Source organism: Microbacterium sp. Root322 (assembly GCF_001425645.1).
Lineage (GTDB): Bacteria > Actinomycetota > Actinomycetes > Actinomycetales > Microbacteriaceae > Microbacterium > Microbacterium maritypicum.
Window position 1 is genome coordinate 308,677 of sequence record NZ_LMCS01000002.1, and the last position, 25,911, is coordinate 334,587.

The 25,911-nt window shown below is 68.1% G+C and carries 28 protein-coding genes; 11 read left to right on the forward strand and 17 right to left on the reverse strand.

The window, feature by feature from the left end; genetic code table 11:
* Positions 1 to 54: 54 nt before the first annotated feature.
* On the reverse strand, positions 55 to 1,467 hold the full coding sequence (locus ASC55_RS06210; protein ID WP_055875977.1) for an NtaA/DmoA family FMN-dependent monooxygenase: 1,413 nt from the start codon (positions 1,465 to 1,467) through the stop codon (positions 55 to 57).
* A 104-nt stretch (positions 1,468 to 1,571) separates the two neighbouring features.
* On the opposite strand from ASC55_RS06210, the gene ASC55_RS06215 reads away from it, so the two are divergent.
* Both ASC55_RS06215 and ASC55_RS06220 read left to right on the forward strand, forming a co-directional pair.
* A complete protein-coding gene (locus tag ASC55_RS06215) occupies positions 1,572 to 2,558 on the forward strand; it encodes a Gfo/Idh/MocA family protein (protein WP_055873723.1) in 987 nt (328 codons plus the stop codon).
* Between the two features lie 2 nt (positions 2,559 to 2,560).
* On the forward strand, positions 2,561 to 3,559 hold the full coding sequence (locus ASC55_RS06220) for an NYN domain-containing protein (RefSeq protein ID WP_055873726.1): 999 nt from the start codon (positions 2,561 to 2,563) through the stop codon (positions 3,557 to 3,559).
* A gap of 57 nt (positions 3,560 to 3,616) precedes the next feature.
* On the opposite strand, the gene ASC55_RS06225 is transcribed toward ASC55_RS06220, so the two are convergent.
* Together ASC55_RS06225 and ASC55_RS06230 are read right to left on the reverse strand one after the other, a co-directional pair.
* Positions 3,617 to 4,756 carry a Gfo/Idh/MocA family protein gene (locus ASC55_RS06225; protein ID WP_055873731.1) on the reverse strand — a complete coding sequence of 380 codons (1,140 nt, stop codon included), beginning with the start codon at positions 4,754 to 4,756 and terminating at the stop codon, positions 3,617 to 3,619.
* Positions 4,756 to 5,562, reverse strand: coding sequence for a sugar phosphate isomerase/epimerase family protein (locus ASC55_RS06230; RefSeq protein WP_055873734.1), 807 nt, complete (start codon positions 5,560 to 5,562; stop codon positions 4,756 to 4,758). The genes ASC55_RS06225 and ASC55_RS06230 overlap by 1 nt, the downstream gene beginning before the upstream one ends.
* A gap of 108 nt (positions 5,563 to 5,670) precedes the next feature.
* Here ASC55_RS06230 and ASC55_RS06235 point away from each other — a divergent pair, with 108 nt between their 5' ends.
* Genes ASC55_RS06235 through ASC55_RS06245 form a run of 3 tightly spaced genes read left to right on the forward strand, consistent with a single transcriptional unit; the run spans position 5,671 to position 7,956 of the window.
* Positions 5,671 to 6,288, forward strand: coding sequence for a TetR/AcrR family transcriptional regulator (locus tag ASC55_RS06235; RefSeq protein WP_055864956.1), 618 nt, complete (start codon positions 5,671 to 5,673; stop codon positions 6,286 to 6,288).
* Positions 6,289 to 6,340: 52 nt separating this feature from the next.
* Positions 6,341 to 6,973, forward strand: a complete 633-nt coding sequence (locus tag ASC55_RS06240) for a DUF4166 domain-containing protein (RefSeq protein ID WP_055873736.1) — start codon at positions 6,341 to 6,343, stop codon at positions 6,971 to 6,973.
* Complete coding sequence (locus ASC55_RS06245; protein WP_055873739.1) at positions 6,970 to 7,956, forward strand: epimerase; 987 nt, start codon at positions 6,970 to 6,972, stop codon at positions 7,954 to 7,956. The genes ASC55_RS06240 and ASC55_RS06245 overlap by 4 nt, the downstream gene beginning before the upstream one ends.
* Here ASC55_RS06245 and ASC55_RS06250 read toward each other — a convergent pair.
* Genes ASC55_RS06250 through ASC55_RS06260 form a run of 3 tightly spaced genes read right to left on the reverse strand, consistent with a single transcriptional unit; the run spans position 7,953 to position 9,573 of the window.
* Positions 7,953 to 8,342, reverse strand: a complete 390-nt coding sequence (locus tag ASC55_RS06250) for a PLDc N-terminal domain-containing protein (RefSeq protein ID WP_055873742.1) — start codon at positions 8,340 to 8,342, stop codon at positions 7,953 to 7,955. The two genes, ASC55_RS06245 and ASC55_RS06250, sit on opposite strands and share 4 nt — an antisense overlap.
* Before the next feature lie 38 nt (positions 8,343 to 8,380).
* A complete protein-coding gene (locus tag ASC55_RS06255) occupies positions 8,381 to 9,310 on the reverse strand; it encodes an aldo/keto reductase (protein WP_055873745.1) in 930 nt (309 codons plus the stop codon).
* Positions 9,311 to 9,342: 32 nt separating this feature from the next.
* Complete coding sequence (locus ASC55_RS06260; RefSeq protein WP_235563127.1) at positions 9,343 to 9,573, reverse strand: helix-turn-helix domain-containing protein; 231 nt, start codon at positions 9,571 to 9,573, stop codon at positions 9,343 to 9,345.
* Between the two features lie 94 nt (positions 9,574 to 9,667).
* On the opposite strand from ASC55_RS06260, the gene ASC55_RS06265 reads away from it, so the two are divergent.
* The 3 genes from ASC55_RS06265 to ASC55_RS06275 are packed head-to-tail and all read left to right on the forward strand — an operon-like array spanning position 9,668 to position 11,090.
* Positions 9,668 to 10,042 (forward strand): helix-turn-helix domain-containing protein, encoded by a 375-nt coding sequence (locus ASC55_RS06265; protein WP_229778820.1) that lies wholly within the window; start codon positions 9,668 to 9,670, stop codon positions 10,040 to 10,042.
* A 47-nt stretch (positions 10,043 to 10,089) separates the two neighbouring features.
* Positions 10,090 to 10,479, forward strand: a complete 390-nt coding sequence (locus ASC55_RS06270) for an ImmA/IrrE family metallo-endopeptidase (protein ID WP_055864974.1) — start codon at positions 10,090 to 10,092, stop codon at positions 10,477 to 10,479.
* An 8-nt stretch (positions 10,480 to 10,487) separates the two neighbouring features.
* Positions 10,488 to 11,090 carry a GNAT family N-acetyltransferase gene (locus ASC55_RS06275; RefSeq protein ID WP_055873748.1) on the forward strand — a complete coding sequence of 201 codons (603 nt, stop codon included), beginning with the start codon at positions 10,488 to 10,490 and terminating at the stop codon, positions 11,088 to 11,090.
* Positions 11,091 to 11,132: 42 nt separating this feature from the next.
* Here the strand turns inward: ASC55_RS06275 and ASC55_RS06280 are convergent, their stop codons facing one another.
* Positions 11,133 to 11,360: a hypothetical protein gene (locus ASC55_RS06280; RefSeq protein WP_229778819.1), complete on the reverse strand. Its 228-nt coding sequence runs from the start codon at positions 11,358 to 11,360 to the stop codon at positions 11,133 to 11,135.
* 66 nt (positions 11,361 to 11,426) lie between these two features.
* Here ASC55_RS06280 and ASC55_RS06285 point away from each other — a divergent pair, with 66 nt between their 5' ends.
* Positions 11,427 to 12,038, forward strand: coding sequence for a flavodoxin family protein (locus ASC55_RS06285; protein ID WP_055864979.1), 612 nt, complete (start codon positions 11,427 to 11,429; stop codon positions 12,036 to 12,038).
* A 45-nt stretch (positions 12,039 to 12,083) separates the two neighbouring features.
* Here the strand turns inward: ASC55_RS06285 and ASC55_RS06290 are convergent, their stop codons facing one another.
* Positions 12,084 to 13,124 (reverse strand): hypothetical protein, encoded by a 1,041-nt coding sequence (locus ASC55_RS06290; protein ID WP_055873752.1) that lies wholly within the window; start codon positions 13,122 to 13,124, stop codon positions 12,084 to 12,086.
* A gap of 262 nt (positions 13,125 to 13,386) precedes the next feature.
* Here ASC55_RS06290 and ASC55_RS06295 point away from each other — a divergent pair, with 262 nt between their 5' ends.
* The gene (locus ASC55_RS06295; RefSeq protein ID WP_082524252.1) at positions 13,387 to 14,478 is read left to right on the forward strand and encodes a linear amide C-N hydrolase; all 1,092 of its coding nucleotides are present in this window, start codon (positions 13,387 to 13,389) and stop codon (positions 14,476 to 14,478) included.
* A 37-nt stretch (positions 14,479 to 14,515) separates the two neighbouring features.
* Positions 14,516 to 15,076 carry an HdeD family acid-resistance protein gene (locus ASC55_RS06300; protein ID WP_055873755.1) on the forward strand — a complete coding sequence of 187 codons (561 nt, stop codon included), beginning with the start codon at positions 14,516 to 14,518 and terminating at the stop codon, positions 15,074 to 15,076.
* 64 nt (positions 15,077 to 15,140) lie between these two features.
* Here the strand turns inward: ASC55_RS06300 and ASC55_RS06305 are convergent, their stop codons facing one another.
* From ASC55_RS06305 to ASC55_RS06345, 9 genes are all read right to left on the reverse strand, one after another.
* Complete coding sequence (locus tag ASC55_RS06305) at positions 15,141 to 16,688, reverse strand: helix-turn-helix transcriptional regulator (RefSeq protein WP_157559417.1); 1,548 nt, start codon at positions 16,686 to 16,688, stop codon at positions 15,141 to 15,143.
* 295 nt (positions 16,689 to 16,983) lie between these two features.
* Positions 16,984 to 17,883, reverse strand: coding sequence for a DMT family transporter (locus ASC55_RS06310; RefSeq protein WP_055864992.1), 900 nt, complete (start codon positions 17,881 to 17,883; stop codon positions 16,984 to 16,986).
* A 2-nt stretch (positions 17,884 to 17,885) separates the two neighbouring features.
* Positions 17,886 to 19,055 (reverse strand): cation:proton antiporter, encoded by a 1,170-nt coding sequence (locus tag ASC55_RS06315; RefSeq protein WP_055873762.1) that lies wholly within the window; start codon positions 19,053 to 19,055, stop codon positions 17,886 to 17,888.
* A 3-nt stretch (positions 19,056 to 19,058) separates the two neighbouring features.
* A complete protein-coding gene (locus ASC55_RS17555; RefSeq protein ID WP_055873765.1) occupies positions 19,059 to 19,730 on the reverse strand; it encodes a GAP family protein in 672 nt (223 codons plus the stop codon).
* Positions 19,727 to 20,887 (reverse strand): hypothetical protein, encoded by a 1,161-nt coding sequence (locus tag ASC55_RS17560; protein WP_055873767.1) that lies wholly within the window; start codon positions 20,885 to 20,887, stop codon positions 19,727 to 19,729. The genes ASC55_RS17555 and ASC55_RS17560 overlap by 4 nt, the downstream gene beginning before the upstream one ends.
* Positions 20,884 to 21,597 carry a hypothetical protein gene (locus ASC55_RS06330; protein WP_055865005.1) on the reverse strand — a complete coding sequence of 238 codons (714 nt, stop codon included), beginning with the start codon at positions 21,595 to 21,597 and terminating at the stop codon, positions 20,884 to 20,886. The genes ASC55_RS17560 and ASC55_RS06330 overlap by 4 nt, the downstream gene beginning before the upstream one ends.
* An 83-nt stretch (positions 21,598 to 21,680) precedes the next feature.
* Complete coding sequence (locus ASC55_RS06335; RefSeq protein ID WP_055873771.1) at positions 21,681 to 23,090, reverse strand: glutamate decarboxylase; 1,410 nt, start codon at positions 23,088 to 23,090, stop codon at positions 21,681 to 21,683.
* A gap of 75 nt (positions 23,091 to 23,165) precedes the next feature.
* Positions 23,166 to 25,112: a YhgE/Pip domain-containing protein gene (locus ASC55_RS06340; RefSeq protein WP_055865010.1), complete on the reverse strand. Its 1,947-nt coding sequence runs from the start codon at positions 25,110 to 25,112 to the stop codon at positions 23,166 to 23,168.
* Entirely contained in the window at positions 25,109 to 25,879 is a 771-nt protein-coding gene (locus ASC55_RS06345) for an ATP-binding cassette domain-containing protein (protein WP_200935149.1), read from the reverse strand. The genes ASC55_RS06340 and ASC55_RS06345 overlap by 4 nt, the downstream gene beginning before the upstream one ends.
* Positions 25,880 to 25,911 lie beyond the last annotated feature (32 nt).

Consider the following 25,911-nt stretch of genomic DNA (forward strand, 5'->3'; position numbering starts at 1 on the left):
GGCTCTTGCGGCGCGAGCCGGCGGACTCCGGATGTCGCGTGGGGAAACGCGTGGTCACGCGTCGACATACGAGGAAATGCGCAGGCGATCGCGGAGCGTCGCTCCCGCGCTCTCCTTTGCACTCCGCAGCAGTCCACGACGGCGCAGTTCGGGGGCGGCCTGGCGTGCGAACGCCTCGAACTGCGCGGGTTGGAAGGCCGACAGCACGTTGAATCCGTCCGCGGCGCCCTCGTCGCGCCAGGTCTCGAAGTGATCCGCGATCGTCCCGGCATCTCCCACGACGAAGGCCGCGGGCACCGCGTGCGCGGCGACGAGGTGCCGCCACGTGAGCGGGTCGCCACCGGCGGCTCCCGATCCGGAGACGCCCGCTCCGGCCACGCGCAGTCCCGCGATGAGGCCGAGCCGCTCGATCAGCCGGGCGCCGCGTTCCCCCAGTCGCACGGCCTCGGCGGCGGTCACCGGCGCGTCGAAGGCGGCGGAGCGCAGCGGGTCGTCCGCCGGGACATCGAACGCGTCGGCGAGCGCGGCGACGGTGCGGTCGTGCGGGAAGGCCCTCCGCGCGCGCTGGTGCTCCTCGGCGAGGGGCACCAGGGCGAGCAGACGCTCCACGATGCGTCGCGCGTCGGCATCCGTGTCCGCGACCACGGGGAGCACCGGGGCGATCACGTTCAGCGCATCCAGCGATCTCCCGGCTTCGGCCGCGATGTCCCGCAGCAGCCGGCGGGTGGCGATCGCATCGGCCAGGGTGGGCGCGGCGATCAGCGCGAGATCGGCCTGGGTGGCCGCGAGCGCTCTCGACCGCGGCGACGTGCCGGCATGCACGATCGGGATCTGCCCCTGCGGTGGGCGGGCGACGTTGAGCGGACCGGCGACCTGCACGTGCGCACCTTGCAGATCGGCGGCATGGAGCGCTTCCGGGTCGATCAGCACGCCGCGTTCGGCATCCGCGATCCACGCGTCCTCTCCCCACGAACCCCACAGCCGCCGCAGCGCCTCCACGAATTCCTCCGCCCGGTCGTAGCGGGTCTCGTTGTCGGCGTGCGCGTCGCGACCGTGGTTGCCCGCGGCTCGCGGTTCGGCCCCCGTGACGAGGTTTATGCCGGCCCGACCTCGGGTGAGCACGTCGAGCGAGGCCAGCGAGCGCGCGGTCGTGTACGGGTCGGCGTAGGTCGTGTTCACCGTCGCGATCAGACCGATCCGCGACGTCACACCGGCGAGGAAGAGCACGGCACTCACGGGGTCGATGCGGGCGAGCAGGTACGGGTCGCGGAATTCCAGATCCGGCCCCGTCGCGAGCCAGTCGCCGAAGAAGAGGTAGTCGAGACCAGCGTCCTCCCCCTCGCGGGCGATGCGGCGCAGCATGTCGGCGTCGGTCGCGGGGTCGCGGTGCGCACCGGGCTGACGCCAGCCCGAGGGGTACGCGCCCAGGGTGCGCACCATGGCGCCGATGATGAGGGGTTCGGTCATGCCGTCACGGTAGGAGCCCTCGGCTGCCGCTGCCACGGGGCCGATGCCGGGCGTCACGGGATGTAACAGTCCGTCACGGCCGGAGCACCCCCTACGCTGAGACCATGACAGGTCTTCGGTGGGGAATCCTCGCGACCGGCGGTATCGCCGGCGCATTCGCATCCGATCTGCGAACTGCGGGGCTCGACCTCGTGGCCGTCGGATCCCGCTCACAGGAGTCGGCAGACGCGTTCGCCGCCCGCTTCGACATCCCCCACGCACACGCCTCGTACGAGGCCCTGGTGGCCGACCCCGACGTCGACATCGTCTACGTGTCGACGCCGCACCCGATGCACCATGAGAACGCCCGGCTCGCGCTCGAGAACGGCAAGCACGTGCTCGCCGAGAAGGCGTTCACGCTGAATCGGGCAGAGGCGGAAGACCTGCAGGCGCTCGCGGCCGAGCGCGGCCTGCTGGTCATGGAGGCGATGTGGACGCGGTACCTGCCGCACATGGTCCGCATCCGCGAGCTCATCGCCGACGGCGCCCTCGGCGAGATCCGCGCGGTGAGCGCCGACCACACGCAGCTGCTCCCCTCCGACCCCGCGCACCGGCTCAACGCCCTCGAACTCGGCGGCGGCGCCCTGCTCGACCTCGGCATCTACCCGATCTCCTTCATCTGGGACATCCTCGGCGTACCGACCACCATCCACGCCGTCGGTCGGCTCGTGGAGACCGGAGCCGACTCCGAGGTCGCGACCGTGATGACGCACGAGGGCGGAGCGGTCTCGACCAGCCTCTCGTCGTCGCGCGCCGCAGGACCCAACGTGGCGAGCATCATCGGCACGGCCGCTCGCATCGACATCGACACCGTCTGGTACAGCCCCACCACCTTCCGCCTGGTCCTGCCGGACGGCACGGTGCAGGAGAGCTACACCTCCGAGGTCGACGGTCGTGGCATGCAGTTCCAGGCGCTCGCCGCCGAACGGCTGGTGCGCGACGGGATCCTCCAGGGCGACATCCTGCCGATCGCCGAGAGCGTCGCGATCATGGGCACCCTCGATGAGATCAGAGCGCAGATCGGCGTCCGCTATCCCCGTGAAGAGGTCTGATCATGGCTGAGGCCACCGATGCCCGCGTCGCCGTCTATCTCGACTTCGACAACATCGTCATCTCCTGGTACGACCGCGTCCACGGACGCAACGCCTACGGCAAGGACCGCCAGCGGATCAGCGAGAACCCGAACGATCCGGAGGTCACCGACCGGCTGAGCCGCGCGATGATCGAGGTCGGCGCCATCATCGACTACGCCGCCTCCTTCGGCACACTGGTGCTCACCCGGGCCTACGCCGACTGGTCCTCCCCGGTGAACGCCGAGTACCGCTCACAGCTCGTGGCCCGTGCGGTCGACCTCGTGCAGCTGTTCCCGGCGGCCGCCTACGCGAAGAACGGTGCCGACATCCGCCTCGCCGTCGACGCGGTCGAGGACATGTTCCGACTCCCCGATCTCACGCATGTCGTGATCGTGGCCGGCGACAGCGACTACGTGCCGCTGGCCCAGCGCTGCAAGCGGCTCGGTCGCTACGTGATCGGCGTCGGGGTGTCGGGTTCCACCGCGAAGTCGCTGGCCGCAGCGTGCGACGAGTTCGAGTCGTACGACTCGCTGCCCGGCGTCGTCCGCCCGGTGAAGGCCGCACCGGTCGCCGCCGCGAAGACCCAGGCCGTGGTGGAGCCGCCTGCCCCGGTCGCCGACGCCGTCGCCGAAACCGCTGCGGGGACTGCATCGAAGCCGAAGACCGCTTCCAAGCGCACGCGCTCCAAGCCCGCGCCCAAGGTGGAAGAGCCCCGGGTCGAGGACAAGGTCGATGACCAGGAGGTGGCGACGCAGCTGCTGGAGCGCGCGCTGCGCCTCGGTCACGACAAGGCCGACGCCGACGAGTGGCTGCACAGCTCCGCCGTCAAGACGCACATGCGCCGCATGGACCCCTCGTTCAGCGAGAAGGCCCTGGGCTACCGCTCGTTCTCCGACTTCCTGAAGTCGCGCGACGACATCGCCGAGCTCGAGGAGACAGGGCACGAGCGGCTGGTCCGCCTGCGCGAGCCCGCCGCCTGATCAGCACTGTGGCGGCGAAGGCGCGTCGATCCGCGCCTCCGCCGCCACGAGGGCCTATCAGAGGGTGGCCTCGAACGGGTCGAAGTCACCGGCGATGGAGCCGACCTGATCGAGCGTGCTCTCGACCTCGACGAAGCGGCGCGATTCCGCGGCCTCCTCGATCGAGAGCAGCGTGTCGAGCACGTGGTAGCCGAACTCTCCCGTGGCCACGTGCGGACGGCCGGCGGCGATCGCGCGCGCCATGTCGAGCAGTCCCACGCCGCGACCGGAGAGCACGCCCTCCTGCTCGACGTCGATGACCTCCTGCTCGATCGGCTCCGGCGGGATGAACAGGCGCGTGAGCGGTCGGGTGATCGAGATCGCGCCGCCGAATGTGTTCGGGTCCGGGATCACGATGGTGCCCTCGGTGCCGGTGATCTCGACGATCCCCTGCCGGATGACGGGCGAATCGGTGCTGTAGACGCTCTGCGCCTGGCCGCCCTGCTCGAAGTCCATCAGCACGCTCAGCGTCGAGGGGATCTCGACCGGGAACTCCTGACCGGCCAGCTCGCCGACCTGCACGCGACGGGTGGGCGTGCCCTGCAGCCCGAGTGCGGCCACCGAGGCGACCGGACCGAAGACGTGCACGAGGGCCGACACGTAGTAGGGACCCATGTCGAGCAGGGGCCCCGCTCCCTTGGCGTACAGGAACGCGGGATTCGGGTGGAAGATCTCCGGCCCCGACCACTGGAACGTGGTCTGCGCGAACAGCGGACGGCCGATGTCGCCGCGCGCGATGGCACGCTTCGCCGTCTGCACGCCGGGTCCGAGCACGGTGTCGGGGGCGACGCCGACACGGAGACCGGCGGCATCCGCCTTCTCGAGCAGTCGACGGGACTCCTCGCGGTCGACGCCGATCGGCTTCTCGGTCCACACGTGCTTGCCCGCCGCGATGATCGCCTCGGAGACCTCGACGTGCACGGCCGGGATGGTGAGGTTCACGACGATGTCGATCTCCGGGTCGCCGAGAACCGTGTCCACGCCGCCGGAGCGCGGGACGCCGTACTTCTCGGCCTGCGCCTTGGCACGCTCCTCGAGGAGGTCGCCGATCGCGAGGACGCGCACGTCGGGGAACGTGGTGAGGTTCGACAGGTACTGGTCGCTGATGTTCCCGGCGCCGATGATGCCGACGCCGACGGGTCCTGCACCGATCGCCATCAGCCGGCGACCTTCTCGTCGAGGTAGACCCGGCTGCGCTCGATGGCGTCGAACAGGTCGCCCTCGTAGTGGTCGAACTCCACGATCGCGAGTTCGAGCGCGGGGGCCGCAGCGATGGCCTCGACGAGCGGCACCGAGCCGTCTCCTGCCGGCACCTGGTCTGCGGGCGGGTAGGCACCGGCGAGTGCGGGGTCGAGAGTGCCGTCCTTCGCGTGCACGGCGATCACGCGGCTGCCCAGACGTCCGAGCAGCGCGACGGGGTCGACGCCGCCACGAGCCACCCAGTACAAGTCGACCTCGAGCACGACGCGCTCGTCGAGGAGACCGGCGAGGATCTCGAGTCCGGTGACGCCGTCGAACACGGCCTCCAGCTCGTGCGCGTGGTTGTGATATCCGACGCGCACGCCGACGCCGGCCCCGACCTCGGCGGCCTCGTTCAGCAGCCGCGCGGTCTCCTCGATCTGCTCGACCGACTCCCAGCGCGCGGGCTCCGTGTACGGGTCGATGACGGTGTCCATGCCGAGCACCTTCGCCGCGGCGAAGACCTCGGCCGGGGTCGGCACGGGCACCGTGGTGCCGCTGCCGTCGGGGTTCACGAACGACGAAGACGCCAGGAAGGCGTGGCCGGAAGGGGCGACCAGGCCGGCGGCGGTCAGCGCCGCGGCGAGGGGCTCGGCGCGGCGGACGAAGTCGTAGGGCTCCACCGCCGTGAAGCCACGGGCGGCCACCGCCGCGAGGGAGGATTCGAGGTCGGCCTCCAGCTCGTCCTTGATCGTGAACAGCTGCAGGGAAGTCCGAATCGTCATCGGTCGTGCTCCTTCGGTCATCGGTGACGTGGCGGGACCGCTGTCCCGTGCAGGCACGCTATCACCAAATACCTCCATGCGGAAGTTTTGGTTCGCTAGACTCCCCTCATGCCCGCCGACACGTCCGAGCCCGCCGAGCCGTCGCGACAGCGCGGCACCTACGCCAAGGGGATCGCTCGACGACAGGAGATCCTCGATCGCGCCATCGAGGTGTTCGCCGAGCGCGGCGCCGATCGCACGAGCCTGCGGGCGATCGCCCGCGAGGTGGGCGTCACCCACGCGGCTCTCACCCACTACTTCGGCTCCTTGGAAGAGCTTCTCGTGGCCGTCTACGAGGAGAGCACGGTGCCGGCCCGACAGCCCAGCGCGCCCGCGGAGGATGCGACGCCGGTGGAGATGATGATCGAGTCCGCGCGCATCAACCGCGCGATCCCGGGACTCGTGCAGCTGTACTCGACCCTCGTCGCCACGGCGCTCGAGGAAGGGCACCCGGCGGCGCGCACGTTCGCGACCGGTCGGTTCACCCGCCTCCGCGCCCGACTCGCCGACATCGTCCGGCATCAGCAGGACGAGGGCAGGATCCGCGACGACATCGATCCAGACGCGGTCGCCGCCCTCGTCGTGGCGGCCTCCGACGGCCTCCAGACGCAATGGCTGCTCGACGAGACCGCCCCTCAGCACGAGGCGCTCGCCCTCCTCGACCGGCTGCTGCGACCCGCCTCCTGAGGGCTCCGCCGGTGCGGAGGGGAGGCGCCGACGACAGGGCTAGGCTCGAAGAGTGACGCCCCCGCCGCAGTCCCCGTACGCCAGGGCGCTGGGCGAGCGCATCGATGACCTGCACCCGCGGCTGCGCGCGTACTTCGAGGCGATCCCCGATGGCGCAGTGGGCATCGGCGAGGGCGTGTTCCAGCGCGTCGGCACCCCGCGACGATGGTTGTGGCCGTTCCTCCGTCTCCTCGAGCGCCGGGGCGTGGTCGCCGCGGTCTGGGAGAGTGACGTGCCGTTCCGCGTGGAGAACCGCACGATCGCCTCCAGGGCCATCGGCGAACGCACCTTCCACTTCGACCGCGGACCGTGGACCATGCGCGATGCGGCGGCGCTCACACGACACGGCCGCGTCGTCGACGAGCTGGGCGAGCCGGGGCTGGTCGCCGCGTGCTTCGACGTCGAGGTGCACCAGGGCGCGCTGCACCTCGTCAGCCGCGCGGTCGGCCTGCGCCTCGGACGCCTCCGGATGCGCATCCCCGCGCCCATCGCTCCCCTCATCCGCCTCACCGAGCGCTTCGACGATGCCCTCGATCGGCAGCGCATGGCCCTGACCGTCGACGCGCCGTTCCTCGGCCGCGTGTACGAGTACCGGGGCGACTTCACCTATCGCATCCACCATTCCGAGAAGGAGCAGACCACATGAGCGCAGGACGGGTCGTCATCGGCGGATCCACCGGATTCATGGGCCGCTTCCTCCTGCCGAGATTCCGCGCCGAGGGTCGCGAGGTCGTCACGATCTCCCGTTCGGGTGCCGACATCCGCTGGGGCGATCAGGTCGAGATCGACCGCGCCGTCGATGGTGCGGCCCTCGTGATCGGCCTCGCCGGCAAGAGCGTCAACTGCCGTTACACGCCGGAGAACCGCGCCGAGATCTTCCGCTCCCGCCTCGACACCACGGCGTCGCTGAGCACCGCCATCCGGCGTGCGTCGGCCCCTCCCGCGCTCTGGGTGAACTCCTCGACGGCGACCATCTACCGTCACGCCGAAGACCGCCCGATGACCGAGTCGACCGGAGAGATCGGCACCGGGTTCTCGGTCGAGGTCGCGAAGGCATGGGAGAAGGCGCTGTTCGCCGACGAGCTGCCCTCCACCCGCCGCGTCGCCCTGCGCAGCACGATCGTCCTCGGCCACGGGGGCGTGCTCGGTCCCGTGGAGAAGCTCGCGCGGTTCGGGCTCGGCGGGTCGCAGTACGACGGACGTTGGCCGGTCAGCGCGGCACGACGGGCGGCAGGAACCGGTCATCTCCCCGGTGCGCGTCGGGGCCGCCAGCGCTTCAGCTGGGTGCACATCGAAGACGTCGCCCGCATCATCGAGTTCCTCGAGCAGACTCCGTCGCTGGACGGTCCGGTCAACGCCGCGTCGCCGCACCCCGTCGACAACGCCGAGTTCATGGCGACGGTGCGCCGCGTCCTGGGCGTGCGTGTCGGTGTGCCGATGCCGCGATGGATGCTGGAGCTCGGAGCGATCGGCATGCGCACCGAGACCGAGCTGATCCTGAAGAGCCGGTGGGTGCTGCCGGAGAAGCTCGCCGCGGCCGGGTTCGAGTTCCGGTACCCGACGCTCGAAGACGCGATCCGCGAGTCGTTCGACCGCTCGCAGGTCGCTGAGGCCGAGTCCGTCGCCTAGGCGGAGCCCGCAGGTCCGCTCGAACCCTCGCCGTCGGTCCCGCGGTTCTTCTCGATCTCCTGGCGCAGCCGCCACTCCTCGATCTCTCGGTCGAGGTCGGCGATCTGCTGCTCGGTCGTCCTGGTGTCCCTCGGCGGGGCCGGACGCACGTCGGTCGGCGCCGCCGGGCGTTCCGCTCTGCGCATCCGCGGCATCTGGATGCCGGACTCGCCGTACTCGCGACCGAGCCCGAACCACAGCAGGCCGCCGATCAGCGGCAGCAGGATGACGATGATGATCCATGCCAGCTTGGGCAGGAACTTCACCAGCGAGCTGTCCCGCGTGATGATGTCGATCAGCGCGCCGATCATCAGGGCGATGACGAGGAGCGAGAACAGGAACGCCATGGATTCAGGGTAGACGACGCCGCGGCATACCGCTCGGGCTACGGAAGCAGGTGACCGCCGGCGCGGAACAGCTCGTACCACTCGGGGCGGGTGAGCTCGATGTCGGCGCCGGCCGCCGCGTCCTGCACCCGCTGCGGCGTCGTGGTGCCGAGGACGACCTGCATGCCCGCGGGGTGGCGGGTGATCCAGGCGGTCGCGATGGCGATGGGTGTCACGTCGTGCGCCGCCGCGAGGCGATCGATCACGGCGTTCAGCTCTGCGTACTCGGGATTGCCGAGGAACACGCCGTGGGAGAAGCCGTCCTGGAACGGCGACCAGGCCTGGATCGTGATGCCGTTGATCCGGCAGTACTCCACGATGCCGCCGCCGTCGCGCACGACGCTCTGCGCGTGCCCGGCCATGTTGGCCGCGACCGGCTGCGCGATGATCGGCGCGTGCGTGATCGACAGCTGCAGCTGATTCGCGACCAGCGGCTGCCGGACCGCCGTGCGGAGGAGGTCGATCTGGCGCGGCGTGTGGTTGGAGACGCCGAACGCCTTCACCTTTCCCGCGCTCTCCAGATCGTCGAAGGCGCGAGCGACCTCCTCGGGCTCGACGAGGGCGTCGGGGCGGTGGAGCAGGAGCACGTCGAGGCGGTCGGTCCGCAGGGCTGCGAGCGATCCCTCGACCTGCGCCACGATGTGCGCGTACGAGAAGTCGAACATCCCCTGCGACGGCACGATGCCGCACTTCGTCTGGAGAACGATCTCGTCGCGCTCGGAAGAGGTGAGCTGCAGCGCATCGGCGAACCGCGCCTCGCAGTGATGCATGCTCCCGCCGTAGATGTCGGCGTGGTCGAAGAAGTCGATACCGGCGGTGCGGGCGGTTTCGTACAGCGTGCGGATGTGAGCGTCGTCCTTGTCGTCGATGCGCATCATTCCGGCGATGACGGCGGGGGCGGTGGCTGATCCGAACGACACTGTCTTCATGCGCACAACGCTACCCTCCGGCGCCGACGGCGTCAGGAGTCGTCGGGCGCCGCACCGGGGAGCAGAGCGGTGACAGGAACGCCGAGGACCTCGGCGATGCGCGCGAGGTCGACGACCGTGAAGTCGTCGATGCCGTCGAGCAGATTTCCCAAGGCGTCGGGCCCGATACCCGAGCGCTCGGACAGCTCGGAGAAGGACACCCCCGCGTGGAACCGCGCCCCGTCGACCTCAGATGCCAGCAAATGACGTAATTCTGTCCCCATCTGCCTACACTAGCGCCACGAATAGACGCGCATGGGGCTCGAATGAGCCAGAATGGCGGCATTCTGGAGTCGCCACGCTGCTATGGTGAGCCAGGTGAAGACACCTGCCGAGGAGTTCAACGACGCTGTCGGTCGCCAGATGCGCGCGGAGATCGCCGCGTCACGGAGCAGCATCGCAGCGATGGCGCGCAGCATCGGGATCGCCCGGAGCGCTCTCGACAACTACGTGACGGGCAAGCGCGCGATCCCGGTCCCCGTCGTCTACGCGGTCTGCGCCGACCTCGGCGTCGAGCCCCACGTGCTCTTCGCCCGCGCAGAAGAGCGGCTGCGCGCAGACGGCGATGCCACCGCGCGCATCACGCCGATCCGCCGCGCACCCGATGTCGCCGGCCCGCGCGAAGATACCCGAGAGGTCGCCTTCGAATCCGGCGTCAGGCACGATGCCGACACCGACGACCTCTACGAATAGGCCGGGCTTCCGACCCGGAGCGAGAGACCGGCACGAGGAGGGGGACCATGCAGCACCTTCTCCGCCTCGCCGACGAGCAGGGGGTGCGCGTCGTCGAACGGGTCGGCCGCACGCGCGGGGGCTATGACCCCGTGACGCGCACGATCCGCCTCAGCCCCGGGATGAGCGCGCGCACGACTCGCAGCGTCCTCGCCCACGAACTCGGTCACGCCTGCCTCGGCCATCTTCCCGCGCCCACCCCCGCCATCCGTGCGCTTCAGGAGCGCCAGGCAGACGAATGGGCGGCATCCCGGTTGATCACCCCGCGCGCCTACGCCGAGGCGGAGGAGGTTCGGGGACCGCATCTGGCGAGCCTCGCCTTCGAGATGGATGTCACGATCGAGCTGGTCGTGGCCTACCAGCGCCTGTTGCGTCAGACGCTGCTCGTCGCTGGTTGAATATCGACATGGCCTTCCTCGTCACACCCTCCCCCGTCACCCTCACCGGCCGACTCGTCGAACTGCGCCCTCTCGATCGCTCGCACATCGAGGGACTGATCGAGGCCGTACAGGAGGACGACCTGTGGAAGACGGCGTGGTACACCTCGGTGCCCTCACCGGACGGGGTGGCGGCAGAGGTCGAGCGACGGATCGGACTCATCGAGAAGGGCGAGATGGTCCCGTTCACGGCCTTCGACGCGTCCGGCCGCATCCTGGGGCTCACGTCGTACTACGACATCGTCGCCGACGTGCCTCGTCTGCACATCGGCTTCACCTGGAACCGCCCCTCCGCGCACGGCACCGGTACCAACGCCGAATCCAAGCTGCTGCTGCTGCGGCATGCGTTCGAGACGCTCGGGGTGTTCCGAGTCGGCCTGACGACGCAGTGGGTGAACTTCCAGTCGCGCGCCGCGATCGAGCGCCTCGGGGCCAAGCAGGACGGCGTGATGCGGGCGATGAGCCGGTACCGCAACGGCGCGCTGCGCGACAGCGTGGAGTACTCGATCATCGAGCCGGAGTGGCCCGCAGTCAGGGCGAACCTCGAAGCGCGGCTCGCCAGACGACGGTGAGCGGTCAGACGCGCCGCGGCGCGACGCGCAGACCGCGATGAGTCACTCGGCGGCCTTGCCCGACCAGTTGTTCGACCGACGGGTGGCGGTGCCGCCCTGGCGGAGGAGGAAGGCCATGGCCAGCGTGACCAGAAGGAGCCCCCCGCAGAATGCGATCGCCTGGAACGCGGGCAGCCCGAACGAGATGCCCATCAGCAGGATCCCTCCGATGAAGAGGATCATGAAGAAGAGGAAGCTGAGGATCACGGGATCTCCTGTCGTCGGTGCCATCTACCAGGATAGCCCGGACTCGGAAACCCCCTGTGCACGTTCGTCGTCGTCTGGTCTGCTCTGAGCATGAAGACACCACTCACCGCTGTCGCCGTGTCGTGCACGTTGAAGCCGTCACCCGCAGCCTCCAGCTCCGATCTCCTCGCGACGCAGCTGCTCGAAGCCCTCTCCGCGCACGGCGTCACCGGAGACCTGGTCCGCGCCGTGGATCTCTCCCTCAACCCCGGAGTCGAGAAGGACATGGGCGGCGACGACGAGTGGCCGCGCATCCGTGAGCAGGTGCTGGACGCCGACATCCTCATCTTCGTCACCCCCACCTGGATGGGGCAGCATTCGAGCGTCGCGCAACGTGTGCTCGAACGCCTCGATGCAGAACTCGGCGAGACGGATGCTGACGGACGACCCACGCTGTTCGACAAGGTGGCCATCGCGGGCATCGTCGGCAACGAAGACGGGGCCCATCACATCGCCGCGATCCTCTTCCAGTCGCTGAACGACGTCGGCTTCACGGTTCCCGCCCAGAGCTCGGTCTACTGGAACGGCGAGGCGATGCACACCACCGACTACAAGGATCTCGACGAGACACCCGAGAAGGTCGCCTCCGCGATCGAGACGGCCGCGAGGAACGCCGCGCACCTGGCGCGGCTGCTCGCGGCGCACGAATACCCGGCGGAGTGAGCTGGGGCAACGCGTCGAGGTCGAGTGCCGGCCGCCGACACCCGGTCAGTGCGCAGGGGCGCGCGAGGCAGGCTCTGAGGGCCCGCGGAAGGTGATGACCTCGCCCCTGCGCGCTTTCTCGAGCGTGAATCCTGCGAGCTCCAGACGTCGATAGACCCGGCGGGGCAGGGCGGGAAGCTCGGCGGAGAAGCCGCGGGGCAGTTTGGCGAGCCCGGCGAAGAGCGACAGATCGGCACCGGCGCCGCGCACCTCGATGCGCGCGTAGTCGCTGCGGCACCGCCAGCGCAGGAACTCGAGCTCCCGGAACGGGATCCTGTGCAGCTCGCCCCCCACTCCCACACGCAGCTCGTCGTTCCCGAAGGCGACCGTGCAGGGCACTGTTCGCCGACGCAGAATCGCTGTGAACACGAGATACACCGGAAGCGCGACCGTGATGCCCAGGAAGAGGATCATCATCCGAGGCCCCATCCGCATCACGATGTCGTCGAGCGCGATCACGAGTGCGACACCGAGCAGCCCGCCGACCACAGTGATCCCGACGATCGCCTGCGTGAGGGTGCGCAGCCGCAGCTCGACGGCGGGGAAGCGCACGATCGACCCGTCGCCGCTCTCCTCCCGTTCCCACTCCGGTGCCACCGGCGACGGCCTCTTCTTCGCGTCTCTGCGCCCGAAGAGATCCGTGACCCGAGAGATGAGCGCGAGCCAGATCCAGCCGGTCGCCGGGATGGCCGCGAGTTGCAGCACCACGGCGATGCCGCGCACCTCGTCGGGGAACGGCTCGATCAGGTCTCCCCCGAACTCGACCACGAAGGCCAGGACGGCCCCGAGCACGATGGCGACGCCGAGATGCAGGATCGCGCCGTTGCGAGCCGGCACCATGCCCAGGGTCGCGTTCACGAACACGAAGCCGAAGCACCAGCCCCCGACCAGCATGAGCAGGAACGGGAAGATGCTCAGGTCGTCGCCCAGGAGGGTGAGAACGATGGCCGCGAGCAGCAGCACCGTGCCCACGACCAGTGGGGTGCGCACGAGCGTCCGCGTCACCTTCACGCGGACGCGCGCTTCGGCGGCGGTCTCCTCGGTCATCGGGATGATTCTAGGTCCAGGCGGGGTGGCCACGCGCTCCCGGGGCGGCTCCGCCCGAGCGACATGATCGTGGTTTCCACACGTGCGAGTAGAGACGTGATCCGTCAGGATCGGGTGAAGGTGCGGGTGGTGCCCGGGTGAGCCTCGCGGGTGATTTCGCGTCGTCGCCATGCTCACACGGACGAGTGCGACCAATAATCGCCAGAGAGCTCGTGCCTCCTCCGGCCGCGAGTGACCCACATCGACGAGAGGACGTGCGCTCATGTGCACACGAGTTGTCTGGCCCGATGCCAACGGTGCAGTCATCGTTGGCCGAAACATGGACTTCCACATGGACCTGCTCTCCAATCTCTGGAAGCTCCCTCGCGGGATCGAGCGCTCCGACGGCGTCCATGGCACTCTCACCTGGAAGTCGAAGTACGGGAGCATCATCGCCACAGCCTTCGATCTCATCGCGACCGACGGCATGAATGAGGAGGGCTTCGCCGGCCACATCCTCTGGTTGGCCGAGTCCGACTACGGCAAGCCGGAGGCAGATGCGACGCAGCTGAGCCAGGCGGTGTGGTTGCAGTACTACCTCGACAACTTCGCGACGGTGGCGGAAGCAGTCGCCTGGACGAACGAGTCGCAGGTACAGATCGCTCAGCTCTTCGACCCGACCGGACACCTCGTCCCCACCCTGCACCTGGCCATCAACGACGCGACCGGCGACTCGGCGATCATCGAGTACACCGATGGCACGCCGAAGGTCTACCACGGGCGCGAATACCAGGTCATGACGAACTCGCCGACGTTCGACAAGCAGCTCGAGCTCGTCAAGGAGGTCGAGGGCCTCGGCGGCGACAAGCCCCTCCCCGGTTCCACGCTCGCCAGTGACCGCTTCGCTCGCGCGTCGTTCTATGTGGCACACCAGCAGCAGCCGAAGACCCAGATCGAAGCGATGTCGGCGATGTTCAGCATCATCCGCAACGCCGCGCAGCCGTTCCGCACACCGGAGGAAGGCAAGCCCGACGCCTCCCAGACGATCTGGCAGGTCGTGCTCGACCTCACCAACAAGCGCTACGCCTTCGAGTCGACCACACGCCCGAACATCGTCTGGGTCGATTTCGCGGACATGAGCTTCAACGAAGGCACCAAGGTCCTCAAGCTCGACCTGGTGGGCCGATTGGCATTGGAGGGCGGCCTCGTCGGAAACGCCAGCCATCACTTCGCCGACATCGGAGAGTTCGACCAGCAGATTCTGTCCACCGGCACCGCGGCCCTCGAATTCGTCGCGCGAAAGCAAGACGAGTTCGCAGCGATCACGAAGGCTGTTCAAGCTCTGGTCGGCAAGAAGAAGCAGCAGGCCGCGTGAGGTACCGCGCCGGGGTCGATCGGTTCGAGGAGAGCGCATGAACGGGGCGACCACGACCGCGAAGTCTCCTTTCGACGGCATCCGCGTCGCCCTCGGCATCGGCGGACTGCTGGCGCTCGCCGTCGGTGTGGTGATCCTCGTCTGGCCGGGCAAGACCGCGATGGCGGTCACCGCGCTCGTGGCCGCCTACGTGATGATCGCGGGCGTCATCTACGCGGCAATCGGTGGTCTGAGCAGTTCCTCGGGAGCCTGGGCGCGCGTCGGCCATGTGCTCCTCGGACTGGTCTTCGTCGTCGCCGGTGTGATCGCGTTCACGAGCCTGAGCCAGACTGCGGCCTGGCTGGGGACCTTCCTCGGCGTACTCCTGGGCATCCTGTGGATCGTCGAGGGCGTCGTGGCGCTCAGCACGCTTCCCCGCGCCGGCTCGAAGGTCTGGTCGGTCGTCTTCTCGATCTTCTCTATCGCCGCGGGTGCCCTGCTCCTCGTCGCGCCGTTGTGGGGTGCCACCGTGCTGTGGATGCTGATGGGCATATCGCTCATGCTCCTCGGCGTGGTGAACATCGTTCGCGCGATCTCTCTCGGACGCCGACCGCGCTGATCGTCGACGGTCGCGCTGACCACACGGGGTCAGCGCGACCGCGGCCCTGTCGGACCGGTGACGATCAGTCGTTCACCGTGGCAGCGAGCAGTCGCATGCGGGTCGCGATGCGAATCGCCTCTTCCCTCGTCGAGCATCCCAGCTTGCGATAGATCGAACGCAGTTGAGACTTCACGGTGTTCGGCGACACATGGAACGCCGAGGCCATGTTCGCCGTCGAGCGTTGAGCGGGCAGCGCGTTCAGGATGCGCAGTTCGCCCGATGTCAGCGATGGACGCACCTGAAGATCCCGGAAGCTGATGTCTGACGTCGCCTCAGCCCACTCCTCCATCCCCTCGGTGTCGAGCGTGTCCCGTACGCGCTCGACCAGCTGCCGCGGCATACGCTCCAGCAGCCGGCGCCGGTCCCTGCGTTGGGCGATCCGCACGATCTGCCGGGCACTCTCCAAGTCGAGCTCGCCGGTGCGCGCGAGTTCCAGCCACCCGGACAGCAGCACGGCCTCGGCACGTTGCGCCGGCCCGATCTTCTGATCCGACGCCAGAGCGCGGAGTTCGAGCGACGCTGTGTCCAGTCGTCCGTCGTGCAGAGCGAGGTGCGCCGTCGCGAGCTGCGTGAGTGCGCCCACCTTGGGGTTGTCCTTGACGATCCCCCACGCGTACCCGGAGTCGCCCGTGGCGATCAGGGCTTCGATCGTCGATGAGGCGATCACGTCCGCCGCGAAAGAACCGCCCCGCGTCGGGTGCCCGTCGGACGCGATTCGGATCGCCTCGAGCGCATCCTCCGGCCGGTGACGGGAGAGGTAGGCGCGGCAGCGGGCCAGCAGGGCGAACGGCCAGTTGAGTTCGACGCTGTCGACGGGACACGTGCCCGACAGCATCTCGTCGACGTCTCCCGATCGGCGGTCCACGGCGATGAGCGCGGCGGCGATCCGCTCCGATGAGGTCGTGGCGCTCGCGTGCAGCGAAGTGACCTCCGGCATATCCTCCGCCTCGGCGAGCGCCCGCTCCGCCTCGTCCAGGGTTCCGCGGACGGCATGCGCGAGGGCGCTGCGGGAGAGCGCCATGCGCTCGGCATAGGGCTGTCCGGAGAACTTCCCGAGTTGACGTGCCGTGGCGAACTCGAGCAGCGCTCGTCCGGAATCGCCGGCGGCGAGCATCGTGCTCCCGATCTGATGATGAAGGAACCACAGGGGTCCGTCGATGCGCTCACGCCCCTCGGCGGCCGTCTCGCGTAGGCGCTCCTCGAGACGGTGCGCGTACACCATGGCTGTGGTGACGTCACCGTTCACACGGAAGGCGAGCATCTGGGCGAGGATCAGGAAATCCAGCTCGTCCGCGCTCATCAGGCGCGCGTCCTGACCATGCGGGACCGGTTGGTACGACCGCGCCCTGCGGGCCAGCACAGCCGTCATCGGGTGCAGGACCCGCAGGATGGGATGCCGGTCGAGCAGGGCGCTCGGAAGTTCGACGACCGCTGCCGTCAGGGCCTCCGGGTGGCAGGTGTACAGCGGCCAGACGTTGGAGACGACGGTGCGTGCGATGGTGTCGGGGTGTCCGGCGCGCACGGCCTTCGCGAGGTCATCACGGGCACGATCCGGATCGGTGAGGTTCATGCCGGCCCCGCCCACGCTCTCTCCGGGGACTCGAGAGGCGTTCGAACGACGACCGGTCGGAGGGCTTCTCGACGAAGGACGATCATGTCGTCAGGAGCGGTCGTTCGAATCTTCACAGTTTCCCCCTCATCTGCCGACGCCTGGGGAAGCGTTCGGCGTGAATACGAGAGACCGTCCTCCGGGTCCTCGCTGACTCCTTCCTAATATATTGGCGAGCCACGGTCTCCGATCACTGTCGGACATCACCGGGGTGTTCACCCGGGTGATCACCCCGGTGGCACCCGGGTGACGCCGATCACTGCGTGCGGCTCTCCGCCCTCGACAGGGCGAACACCCCGCTCATCGCCACGGCGCCTGCTGCCGCCAACGCCAGGAACGCCCACGCCGGAGCACCGCTGGCTTCGCCCAGGATCGCGATGCCCAGCACGACGGCGATCGCGGGGTCCACGACCGTGAGGCCTGCGACGACGACCTCGGGGCGGTTGAAGGCATGAGCCTTCTGCACGAAGTAGACCGAGAGGCCACCGGCGATGCCGATACCGAGGATGCAGGCGATGGTCAGCAGGTTGGCCATGTCCCACTTCGGGCCGCCCGAGTGGAACATCGACTGCACCCGAAGGATGACGGTCTTCCCCAGTGTCGCGACGAAGGCCGAGTAGATGCCCCCGAGGAGCACCCAGATCACGGGCGGTGTGCGCCGTCGTCGCCCGAGGAACCACACCAACGCCGTGGTGGCGAGCAGCACGGCCAGAACGACCAGCACCGCGACGAGCTGCACGTCAGTGATGGCATGTTGGGTGCTGACCATGGCCGCGACGGTCACGAACCCCGCGACGCCGAGCACGCAGATCGCGATGGAGCGCACGACCTGGCGAGAGGGCGCCTTCTTCGTGAACATCGCCGTCAGGAGAGCCGTGAACACCAAGGCGACGACGCCGACCGGCTGCACCACCATCAACGGCGCGAATGTGAGGCTGCCCATCTGCAGGAGCACGGTGACCCCGAGCAGGAGCGTGCCGATCAGCCAGAAGTGGTTGCGCAGGAGGCTCCTGGTCTTCGAGCCATCACTGCCGAGGGCAGCCCCCGCCTCGATGGCGCGCACCCCGCGCGCCTGCAGCAGATTGCCGACAGCCAGCGCGGCCGCAGAAGCGATCGCGAGCGCGATGCCGATCAGAGGTGCCGATTGGAGTTCCATGCTCATCTCTCACTTTCGGGGTGGACACCGTGCATCGCCATGGCGATCAACGGCAGCAGCAGTACCGAGAGCATCCCGCCCGCCACCAGCACCGAGGCCAGGGCCGGCGACAGCACTCCGCTCGTGACGCCGATCGCGGTCGCTGCGACGATGATCGGCAGGCCCGTGGCCCCCAACATCCCCAGCGAGACACGATCCCGCCACGATGATCCCGGCGGTGCCGCGAGCATCGACGGGACGCCGCGCACGATCAGGAGTGCGATCACCGTCACCGGCACGAAGACGAACAGGATCGGCTCCGCCAGGAGAGCAGCGAGATCGAACGTGACTCCGGTGTAGACGAAGAAGACCGGCACGAGAAAACCGAAGGCGACCGCCTCGACCTTGCTCTCCACCGCCTCCCGCTCCTGCTCACCTGCGTCGCGCATGAGCAGCCGCCACACGATGCCCGCGGTGAACGCGCCGAGCAGCATGTCGAGGTCGAGGGCGATGCTCAGTGCGAGAAGCGCGGTCAGGATGAAGAAGACGACCCGGACGGCGAATTGACCGGAGGTGTGCAGCGTCGACTGCACGAACCGATACATCGCACCGTGGGGCACGGTCATCGACAACCGGATCGCGATCGCGGCGATCACCCCGAAACCGATGAGCACGAGGGTGGCCGGCCCCGGTGAGCGGGTGCCGAGGAAGACCGAGATCGCGATCAGCGGACCGAACTCCCCCACCGCCCCGATCGCACCCGCTGCGCGGCCGAACGGAGTGCGCAGCTGGTCGGCGTCACGAAGGATCGGAAGCAGCGTTCCCAACGCGGTCGAACAGAGCGCGATCCCGATGATCACGGCACCATCGCCGGGCGCGATCAGTACACCGACGCACAGCCCCATGACCAGGCTGAGAACCCAGCCGAAACCGGCACGACGGCCCGTGCGCTCACGGAAGACGCCGAAGTCGATCTCGCTGCCCGCGATGAAGAAGAGCATCGCGAGACCGAGAGCCGCCAGGGTACCCATGAAGGCTGAGGGCTCCGCCCATCCGAGCAGGCTGGGACCCACGAGGATGCCGAGGAGCAGCTCGAAGACGACGATCGGGATGCGGATCCACCGGGAGAGGGCACGCGCGAGGAGCGGAGCAAGCATCGCGAGTGCGGGGATGACGAACAGCACCGAGTCCATGAGTCACCCCGAGAGGTCGGCGACACCCGCGCCGATGAGCTTGAACCCCAGGATCACGAACAGCACCGTCATGATCACACCATGATTCGCGACGAGCCAGTTGCGTGCCCCGGAGAGCCGCACCTCGACCTTGCTCGGCGAGACGACGCTGATGATCCACGGAATCGCGACGGCGGAGATGCCGAACACACCGAAGATCAGCACCACCGCGACGATCTGCTCCGTCGGAAGCACCGACTGGGAGATGCGACCGCCCGCCGCGGCGAGGAGCGGGAGATCCTTGGGCGACAGCGGTCCCGAGATCAGCACGCCGGCGAGGAAGGCCTTCGCCGGCGTCAGCTCGTCCAGGCTGGCCATCCACCGGGGAGTCTCATGCGAGGAGCGGCCGCGCCATTGCAGCACCGCGAGCACCAGCAGCCCGGCACCGAGAACGATCTCGATGATGTCGATCGTGATGTGAGGGCCCGAATCCGGGTCGTCCGCCCCGGCGGCGCGCCCGATCAGCACGAGAACGCCGACGAAGAGGATGCCCCACGCGTAGCAGCCCAGGATGAAGGCCGTGCCGTTCGTGCGGCCCTTGCCCGACGTGGCCATCAGGATCACGGCGACGATCGACAGCGGACTGATCGCGACGGCGATGCCGAGCGTCAGCAGGTCCGCCAGAACGGCGATCATGTGTGCACCACGGGATGGGCGTTGCGCAGGAACAGGATGATCCAGCTGAAGATGAGCAGCGCCGACACGAGCTCGACCGCCGTGAGGTTGTAGATACCGGCGGAGAACAGCAGGGCCAGGACGATGATGACTCCGACGTAGACGAAGCCCAGAGCGATGAAGACCTTCGGCATGGTCGGGATGAACCACGGAAGACCGATCACCAGGGCGGCGAAGGCGACGCACATGCCCGTGGCGACCGTGTTGTGCAGGAGGAAGAACCGGTCGACGGGAAAGACCCCGACGCAGGCGAGCAGAGCGCCCAGCAGCACGAACAGCGCGCGCACCGTGCGTCGATGTCGGCGATCGGCGGCCGTCGTGGTGGGTAGGGATGCCGTACCGAAGCGCGCGATCGTCGTGACGATGATGCCCGACACGATCAGAGTGAGATTGAAGGTCAGCGCTGAGATGTCGTGCGTGATGCCGAGTGCGGAGAGATTCATCTGCCACCACTGCGGGTCCGTCGCGCTCAGCATCGCCGTCACGACGCCCACGACGAGGAAGACCGCCAGCACCAGCGACAGATGGCGCGGGGTGAGGTTCGTCCCGCTCACGAAGGCGAGATAGGCGCTGAGCGCAGTCGACGAGGCGGCCAGCACCACCGCCGGAGACGCGAACACCATGGCACCGACGAAGCTGTGATCGAGGATGGTCGCTACGCCGATCCACCCGAGAAGAGCGATCGTCGCGTATGCGGCCGACAGGGCGACGAGGTCGAGCCACCAGTAGCTGACCCCGTCCGCGGCGCGCACATCGGCTCGACGGTCTCGATGAGGACGCAGGCGCGAGGTCGCGAACCCGACGGCAGCGGCGACGGCACCCGCGATCGCTGCGAACTCGCCGAGGGAGCGCCGCCCGTCGATGGGAAGCTCGCGCCCCCAGAAGACGAAGACCGCGACGAGCGCGCTGCCCGCGAACGCGAACGCCCCGAAGGTGAGCGCGAAGGACTCGTCGTCGAGTGCGCGTCGGGCTCGGGCCGCGCGCGGGACGTCCGCAGGAACCGGCGGCCAGGATGAATCCACCGCGGCCCCGCCCCCGTTCTCGCGGTGATCGCGCGATACCGCATCCCGCATCGGCGTCCCGTCCCTCAGCGCCTCCTGCGTTCGTTCGTCGTTCATTGCAGAACGGGTTCGTAGTCCTCGCCGGCGACCGCCCGGTGCGGGTGGCGGCGGGCGCGATCCCAGAAAGGGAGGACGATGAAGGAGGCCAGCAGGAAGCAGAGCGCACCGATGAATGTGCCCGTGTTCGCGAGGCCGCCGTTGAGAGCATCTCCGCTCGGGAGGATGAACGCACCCACCGCCGAGGCGCCGAACGCGATGCACCCGACCAGATTGATGAAGACCGACCACCAGGCACGACGACCCAGCTCCCAGAGTTTGCGGGCATGCGCGTACGCCACGACCGCGAGGACGCCGCTGATGAGGAAGGCGACGGATCCGCCCGCGTCCGGATTCCAGACGAGCTTCTCCTGAGCGGTGATGCTCCGTGCATGCAGCGCGCCGGCCGTGCTCGCGTTGAACAAGATGGTCCCGAGCGACTGCGTGGCCGCGGCGAGCCACTCGGCCCGGACCATACGCCCCGGAGGGTAGCCCACCTTGACGGCGACCGCTCCGCTGAGGAACAGCTGGATCAGTCCGGCGCCGGTGAAGAACCAGGCACCGATGAAGAAGAGCACATTCGACACGCTCGACCCCATCGCCTCGCTCAGCCCCGGTGCGGAGCCGACGGCGAAGAAGGCGGATCCGATCATGAACCCCCAGCACTGCTTCGTGACGGTGGGCACGAAGAGTCTGCGTGGCGGATCGATACTGGTCGCGGCAGCGGTCATGCTCGGTCTCCTGTCATCTCGATGTGTGGCGCGAAGGCGAGATCGGGGAGGGCGCACCACGGCGCCCTCCCCGATCTGACGGCTCAGTGGTGGAAGTGCGAACCGCTGCTCGCCGTGTCGGGGAGCGGAGTGCTCAGCGCCTCGAGGAACTCCACCTCTCCCCTGATGTCGGCCAGCAGTGCGGAGGCGAGGTCGCGGCTGAGCCCGACCTTCACGACGATGCGCTGCAGGATGACATCCGACATGTCGTCGGCCATCGGATATGCGGGAACGAGCCAGCCCTTCATCCGCAGCCGGTCGGCCAGGTCGTACAGGGTCCACTTGTCGGTGTGCCCCTCCTTCAGCACCCACGCGAACACCGGGATCGTGTCGCCCTTGCTGATGAGGTCGAACGGACCGATCTTCGCGATCTCGCTCGAGAGATAGGTGGCGACGTCGATCGAGTTCTGCTGCACCTCGCGGTAGCCCTCGAAGCCGAGGCGCAGGAACTGGTAGTACTGCAGCAGCACCTGCGCACCCGGACGTGAGAAGTTCAGCGCGAGGGTGGGCATGTCACCGCCCAGGTAGCTGACGTGGAAGATCATGCTCTCCGGCAGCACGGCGGTGTTGCGCCAGACGACCCAGCCCACTCCCGGATACACCAGACCGTACTTGTGGCCGGACGTGGAGATCGAGTTGACGCGATCGAGCTGGAAGTCCCAGACGAGGTCGGGCTGGCAGAACGGCGCCACCATGGCGCCGGATGCGCCGTCGACATGGATCTTCACGTCGAGACCCGTCTTCGCCTGGATCTCATCGAGCTTCTTCGAGATCGCGATCGTGTCGTCGTAGAGACCCGTGAACGTCTGGCCGAGGATCGACACGACGCCGATGGTGTTCTCGTCGACGTAGTCCTCGAGCTTGTAGCCGTCGAGGGTGATGTGGTCGGGTGAGACCGGCACGTAGCGCGCCTCGACGTCCCAGTAGTTGCAGAACTTCTCCCACACGACCTGCACGGCGGCCGACATGATGAGGTTCGGCTTCTCCGTCGACTTCCCTTCTGCTCGGCGCTTCTCCTGCCACAGACGCTTGAGGGCGAGGCCCCCGAGCATGCACGCCTCGGACGATCCGATCGTCGAGGTGCCGATGGTGTCGTTCTTGTCCGGCACGTTCCACAGGTCGGCGAGGATGCGCCAGCAGCGGTCCTCGATCGCCGCCGTCGCGGGGTACTCGTCCTTGTCGATCATGTTCTTGTCGGCGGCCTCGAGGTACAGCTTCTTGGCCTCGTCATCCATCCAGGTGCCGACGAAGGTGGCCAGGTTGAGACGTGAGTTGCCGTCGAGGATCGACTCGTCGTGCACGATCTGATAGGCCGTCTCCGGCAGGCTCGGTCCGGCCGGGAGCGTGAACTTGTCGAACTCGGTGGCTTCGCCCGGACGGACGAAGACGGGATTGATGCTGATGGTCGAGTCGACGTTCGTCGACTGACGGGCCTTGTACGTGTTGGTGGTCACTTTTTCGCTCCTACGAAGAGATCGGACGGATGAAGTGGGATGAGATGGCAGGACGTGTCGCGCGGGTGACTCCTCCTATACCTCGACCGGCGGGTAGAGGCGGTCCATGTTGTATTGACGGTTCCTCCGTGCGGCCCACGTGGAGATCGCGAGGAAGACCACGGTGAGAAGTGCGATCGTGCCGATCGCCACCCACAGCCGGTAGTCGGCGCCCCCGAGGATCATGAACCGGAGTCCGGTGACGGTGGCCGTCATGGGATCGATCCAGTGGATGTACTGGAAGGGCAGCGTCGTCACCGCGACCGGGTACACGCCTCCGGCTGAGGTGAGCTGGACCATGAGGAAGGCGAGCGTGAGCACGCGTCCGACGGCTGGTCCGAGCACGGCGTTGAACATCTGGATCATGGCCATGAACATCGCGACCATCAGCAGCATGAAGCCGAACGTGCCCCAGGGGTTGGCGTACTCCATCCCCAGACCGAACCGCACGACCAGGTACAGGATCGTCGCCTGCAGGAAGCCGATCGCCAGCGTCGGCGCATACGACGCGAGAACGGTGCGGAAGGACCCGAGCCCTTGAGCCAGCGGACGCGCCTGCAACGGAGTGAACAGCATCCACGCGATGATGCCGCCGACGAACAGCGCGAGCCCGAAGAAGAAGGGAGCGAAACCGTAGGCGAACGTCTTGGCCTCGTTGTTCGTGACCTGCTTCATCACGACGGGATCGGCCAGCGTCTTGATGAAGCTCGACTGCTGATCGCTGTTCCACGAGGGGATCAGCTTCATGCCCGACTCGACACCGCTGGCGAGTTCCGCGGTGCCGGCGACGAGCGCAGGCATGTTCGCGGAGATCTCGTTCGCACCGTCACTGAGCTGCACCAGGCCGCCCGCGAGCTGGTCGGCGCCGGATCGGAGTTCGTCGGCCTTCGCCGTGACCTGGTTCAGCGTGTTGTTGATGCCGCCGGACTCGACCGCGCGCAGGATCACGTTGACACGGCTGCTCGGGTTGTCGAACTCGCCGGCCAGGACGTCGACGTCGTTGCGCAGCCGGTCGAAGGCGATCGACACCTCTTGCCCGACGTTGCTCTGCTCGATCGAGCGCTGCACATTCTCCAGGCGCTCGGCGAGCGCATCGTCTCCGCCGGCGCGCACGTCGTCGATCACCGCCTGCAGGTCCGCCCGTGCCCGCGCGTTCGCATCGGCGATGCCGGCCAGAGCACCGTCGAGCGTGTCGGTGCTGGTGCGGATCGCTGCGGCGAACTGCTGCAGCTCTCCCGTGGTCAGACCGTTCGCGCTGACCGCTCTCTCCACCTGACCGACGGCACCGTCCACATCGGTGACGAGTTCATCGAGCGCGGCGGAGAGCGTCCCCGCGCCGGACTTCGCGGTGACCAGACCAGCCGCGAGCTGATCGGCGCCGGTGCTGAGCTGGTCGACCCCGGAGTTGAGGGTCTCGATTCCTGCGGCGGCCTGCCGGATCGTGGGCAGCTCCCCCTTGATCCCGGTCACGACGGCGAGGAACACCTGCTCACCCACCTGCGCCGTGACGTCGTTGATGACCTCGGCCGCCGCATCCTGACCGATCACCGTCGACAGGTAGTTGTTGGCGTCGTTGTACGTGAAGATCAGGTCGGCTTGGCGAGGATCACCAGACGCCGCCGAGGCGATCGCCTCGCTGAAGTCGGCGGGAATCGTGATCGTGAACGCGTACCTCCCGTGCTCGAGGCCCGCGGTGCCTTCGGCCTCATCGACGACGTGCGTCTGGAGTTGCCCCGAAGCGACGATCCCCTGCACGACCTGGGTACCGGCATCCAGCGGCTCGCCCATGGCATCGGCGCCCTCGTCGAGGTTGACGATCGCGACGGGGAGGTTGTTCACGTTGCCGAACGGGTTCCAGAACGCCCAGAGGTACAGGGCGCCGTACAACAGCGGCATCAGGATGATGACGACGACGGCGAGACGCGGCATGCGGCCGCGGTAGTAGCGCTTGAAGTCGCTACCGGGTGAGAATGCGGCGATCATCGGCCGGTGACCTCTCGTTCCAGGACCGCGAATTCGTGGTCGGTGAGGTTGTGGACCTCGATCACGTCGGTGATCCCGTCCTGCATCTCGACTCCGTTGACATCGGCCATGATGACCGTCTGCTCGGCCCCGAGAGCGATGAGGCGTTCACGGAGTCGCTGAGATCCTTCGATGCTGGCGAGCGTGTCGACGCCGCCGACGACCAGCAGCGGGGGCTTTCGGATGTTCGCGACCGCGATGCGGAACAGTGCTGCCGTGAACTCCGGGAGCTCCTCGACCATCGCATCCATCGTCGGCAGCGAATACTCCCCGAACACGGGTCGGCAGATGCGCTCGAGGTCGGCGTCGGTCGACTGGGGCACCCATTGGTACCACTTGGCCGCCCAACGCACCTGTTCCGTCACGATGTCGTGCACGCGAATGGTCTGCGGTATCCCGTCCACTTCGTCGATGTTGGCGATCGCCGCTCGGTCGAAGAGATGATGCGGGGCGTCGACGCGTCCGAAGGCCTCCAGCTGACCGGTGGTGGGCTTCATCCGTCCGGCCAGCGTCAGCAGGAGCGCCTGTCGACCACGCCCTCCCGCACCCACCAGCACCGTGACGCCTCCGGCTCGCACCGTGAGGTCGACGGGACCGTAGATGTGCCCCCACGAGGCGTCGACACCGATGCCGGTCGCCGTGATCAACACCTCGCCGAAAGAATCGCTGTGTCCGCTGCGGGTGCCGGGCTCACCGGCGGTGCCGCCCTCTTCCGTCGGAGCTGTCATCGCTTCTCCCCTTCGATTCGCTCTGAGATTCC

Excerpts from the sequence above, each read along its gene's own strand:
- ASC55_RS06280 (WP_229778819.1), bottom strand. The coding sequence starts at position 11,360 with ATGGCACCGACGACAGGAGATCCCGTGATCCTCAGCTTCCTCTTCTTC.
- ASC55_RS06310 (WP_055864992.1), bottom strand. The coding sequence starts at position 17,883 with ATGGAACTCCAATCGGCACCTCTGATCGGCATCGCGCTCGCGATCGCT.
- ASC55_RS06250 (WP_055873742.1), bottom strand. The coding sequence starts at position 8,342 with ATGGCGTTCCTGTTCTCGCTCCTCGTCATCGCCCTGATGATCGGCGCG.
- ASC55_RS17560 (WP_055873767.1), bottom strand. The coding sequence starts at position 20,887 with ATGAACGACGAACGAACGCAGGAGGCGCTGAGGGACGGGACGCCGATG.
- ASC55_RS06340 (WP_055865010.1), bottom strand. The coding sequence starts at position 25,112 with ATGATCGCCGCATTCTCACCCGGTAGCGACTTCAAGCGCTACTACCGC.
- ASC55_RS06300 (WP_055873755.1), top strand. The coding sequence starts at position 14,516 with ATGAACGGGGCGACCACGACCGCGAAGTCTCCTTTCGACGGCATCCGC.
- ASC55_RS06270 (WP_055864974.1), top strand. The coding sequence starts at position 10,090 with ATGCAGCACCTTCTCCGCCTCGCCGACGAGCAGGGGGTGCGCGTCGTC.
- ASC55_RS06230 (WP_055873734.1), bottom strand. The coding sequence starts at position 5,562 with ATGACGATTCGGACTTCCCTGCAGCTGTTCACGATCAAGGACGAGCTG.
- ASC55_RS06215 (WP_055873723.1), top strand. The coding sequence starts at position 1,572 with ATGACAGGTCTTCGGTGGGGAATCCTCGCGACCGGCGGTATCGCCGGC.
- ASC55_RS06285 (WP_055864979.1), top strand. The coding sequence starts at position 11,427 with ATGAAGACACCACTCACCGCTGTCGCCGTGTCGTGCACGTTGAAGCCG.
- ASC55_RS06275 (WP_055873748.1), top strand. The coding sequence starts at position 10,488 with ATGGCCTTCCTCGTCACACCCTCCCCCGTCACCCTCACCGGCCGACTC.
- ASC55_RS17555 (WP_055873765.1), bottom strand. The coding sequence starts at position 19,730 with ATGATCGCCGTTCTGGCGGACCTGCTGACGCTCGGCATCGCCGTCGCG.
- ASC55_RS06295 (WP_082524252.1), top strand. The coding sequence starts at position 13,387 with ATGTGCACACGAGTTGTCTGGCCCGATGCCAACGGTGCAGTCATCGTT.
- ASC55_RS06305 (WP_157559417.1), bottom strand. The coding sequence starts at position 16,688 with ATGAACCTCACCGATCCGGATCGTGCCCGTGATGACCTCGCGAAGGCC.
- ASC55_RS06345 (WP_200935149.1), bottom strand. The coding sequence starts at position 25,879 with ATGACAGCTCCGACGGAAGAGGGCGGCACCGCCGGTGAGCCCGGCACC.
- ASC55_RS06245 (WP_055873739.1), top strand. The coding sequence starts at position 6,970 with ATGAGCGCAGGACGGGTCGTCATCGGCGGATCCACCGGATTCATGGGC.
- ASC55_RS06210 (WP_055875977.1), bottom strand. The coding sequence starts at position 1,467 with ATGACCGAACCCCTCATCATCGGCGCCATGGTGCGCACCCTGGGCGCG.
- ASC55_RS06235 (WP_055864956.1), top strand. The coding sequence starts at position 5,671 with ATGCCCGCCGACACGTCCGAGCCCGCCGAGCCGTCGCGACAGCGCGGC.
- ASC55_RS06225 (WP_055873731.1), bottom strand. The coding sequence starts at position 4,756 with ATGGCGATCGGTGCAGGACCCGTCGGCGTCGGCATCATCGGCGCCGGG.
- ASC55_RS06330 (WP_055865005.1), bottom strand. The coding sequence starts at position 21,597 with ATGACCGCTGCCGCGACCAGTATCGATCCGCCACGCAGACTCTTCGTG.
- ASC55_RS06315 (WP_055873762.1), bottom strand. The coding sequence starts at position 19,055 with ATGGACTCGGTGCTGTTCGTCATCCCCGCACTCGCGATGCTTGCTCCG.
- ASC55_RS06255 (WP_055873745.1), bottom strand. The coding sequence starts at position 9,310 with ATGAAGACAGTGTCGTTCGGATCAGCCACCGCCCCCGCCGTCATCGCC.
- ASC55_RS06290 (WP_055873752.1), bottom strand. The coding sequence starts at position 13,124 with ATGACCGAGGAGACCGCCGCCGAAGCGCGCGTCCGCGTGAAGGTGACG.
- ASC55_RS06220 (WP_055873726.1), top strand. The coding sequence starts at position 2,561 with ATGGCTGAGGCCACCGATGCCCGCGTCGCCGTCTATCTCGACTTCGAC.
- ASC55_RS06260 (WP_235563127.1), bottom strand. The coding sequence starts at position 9,573 with ATGGGGACAGAATTACGTCATTTGCTGGCATCTGAGGTCGACGGGGCG.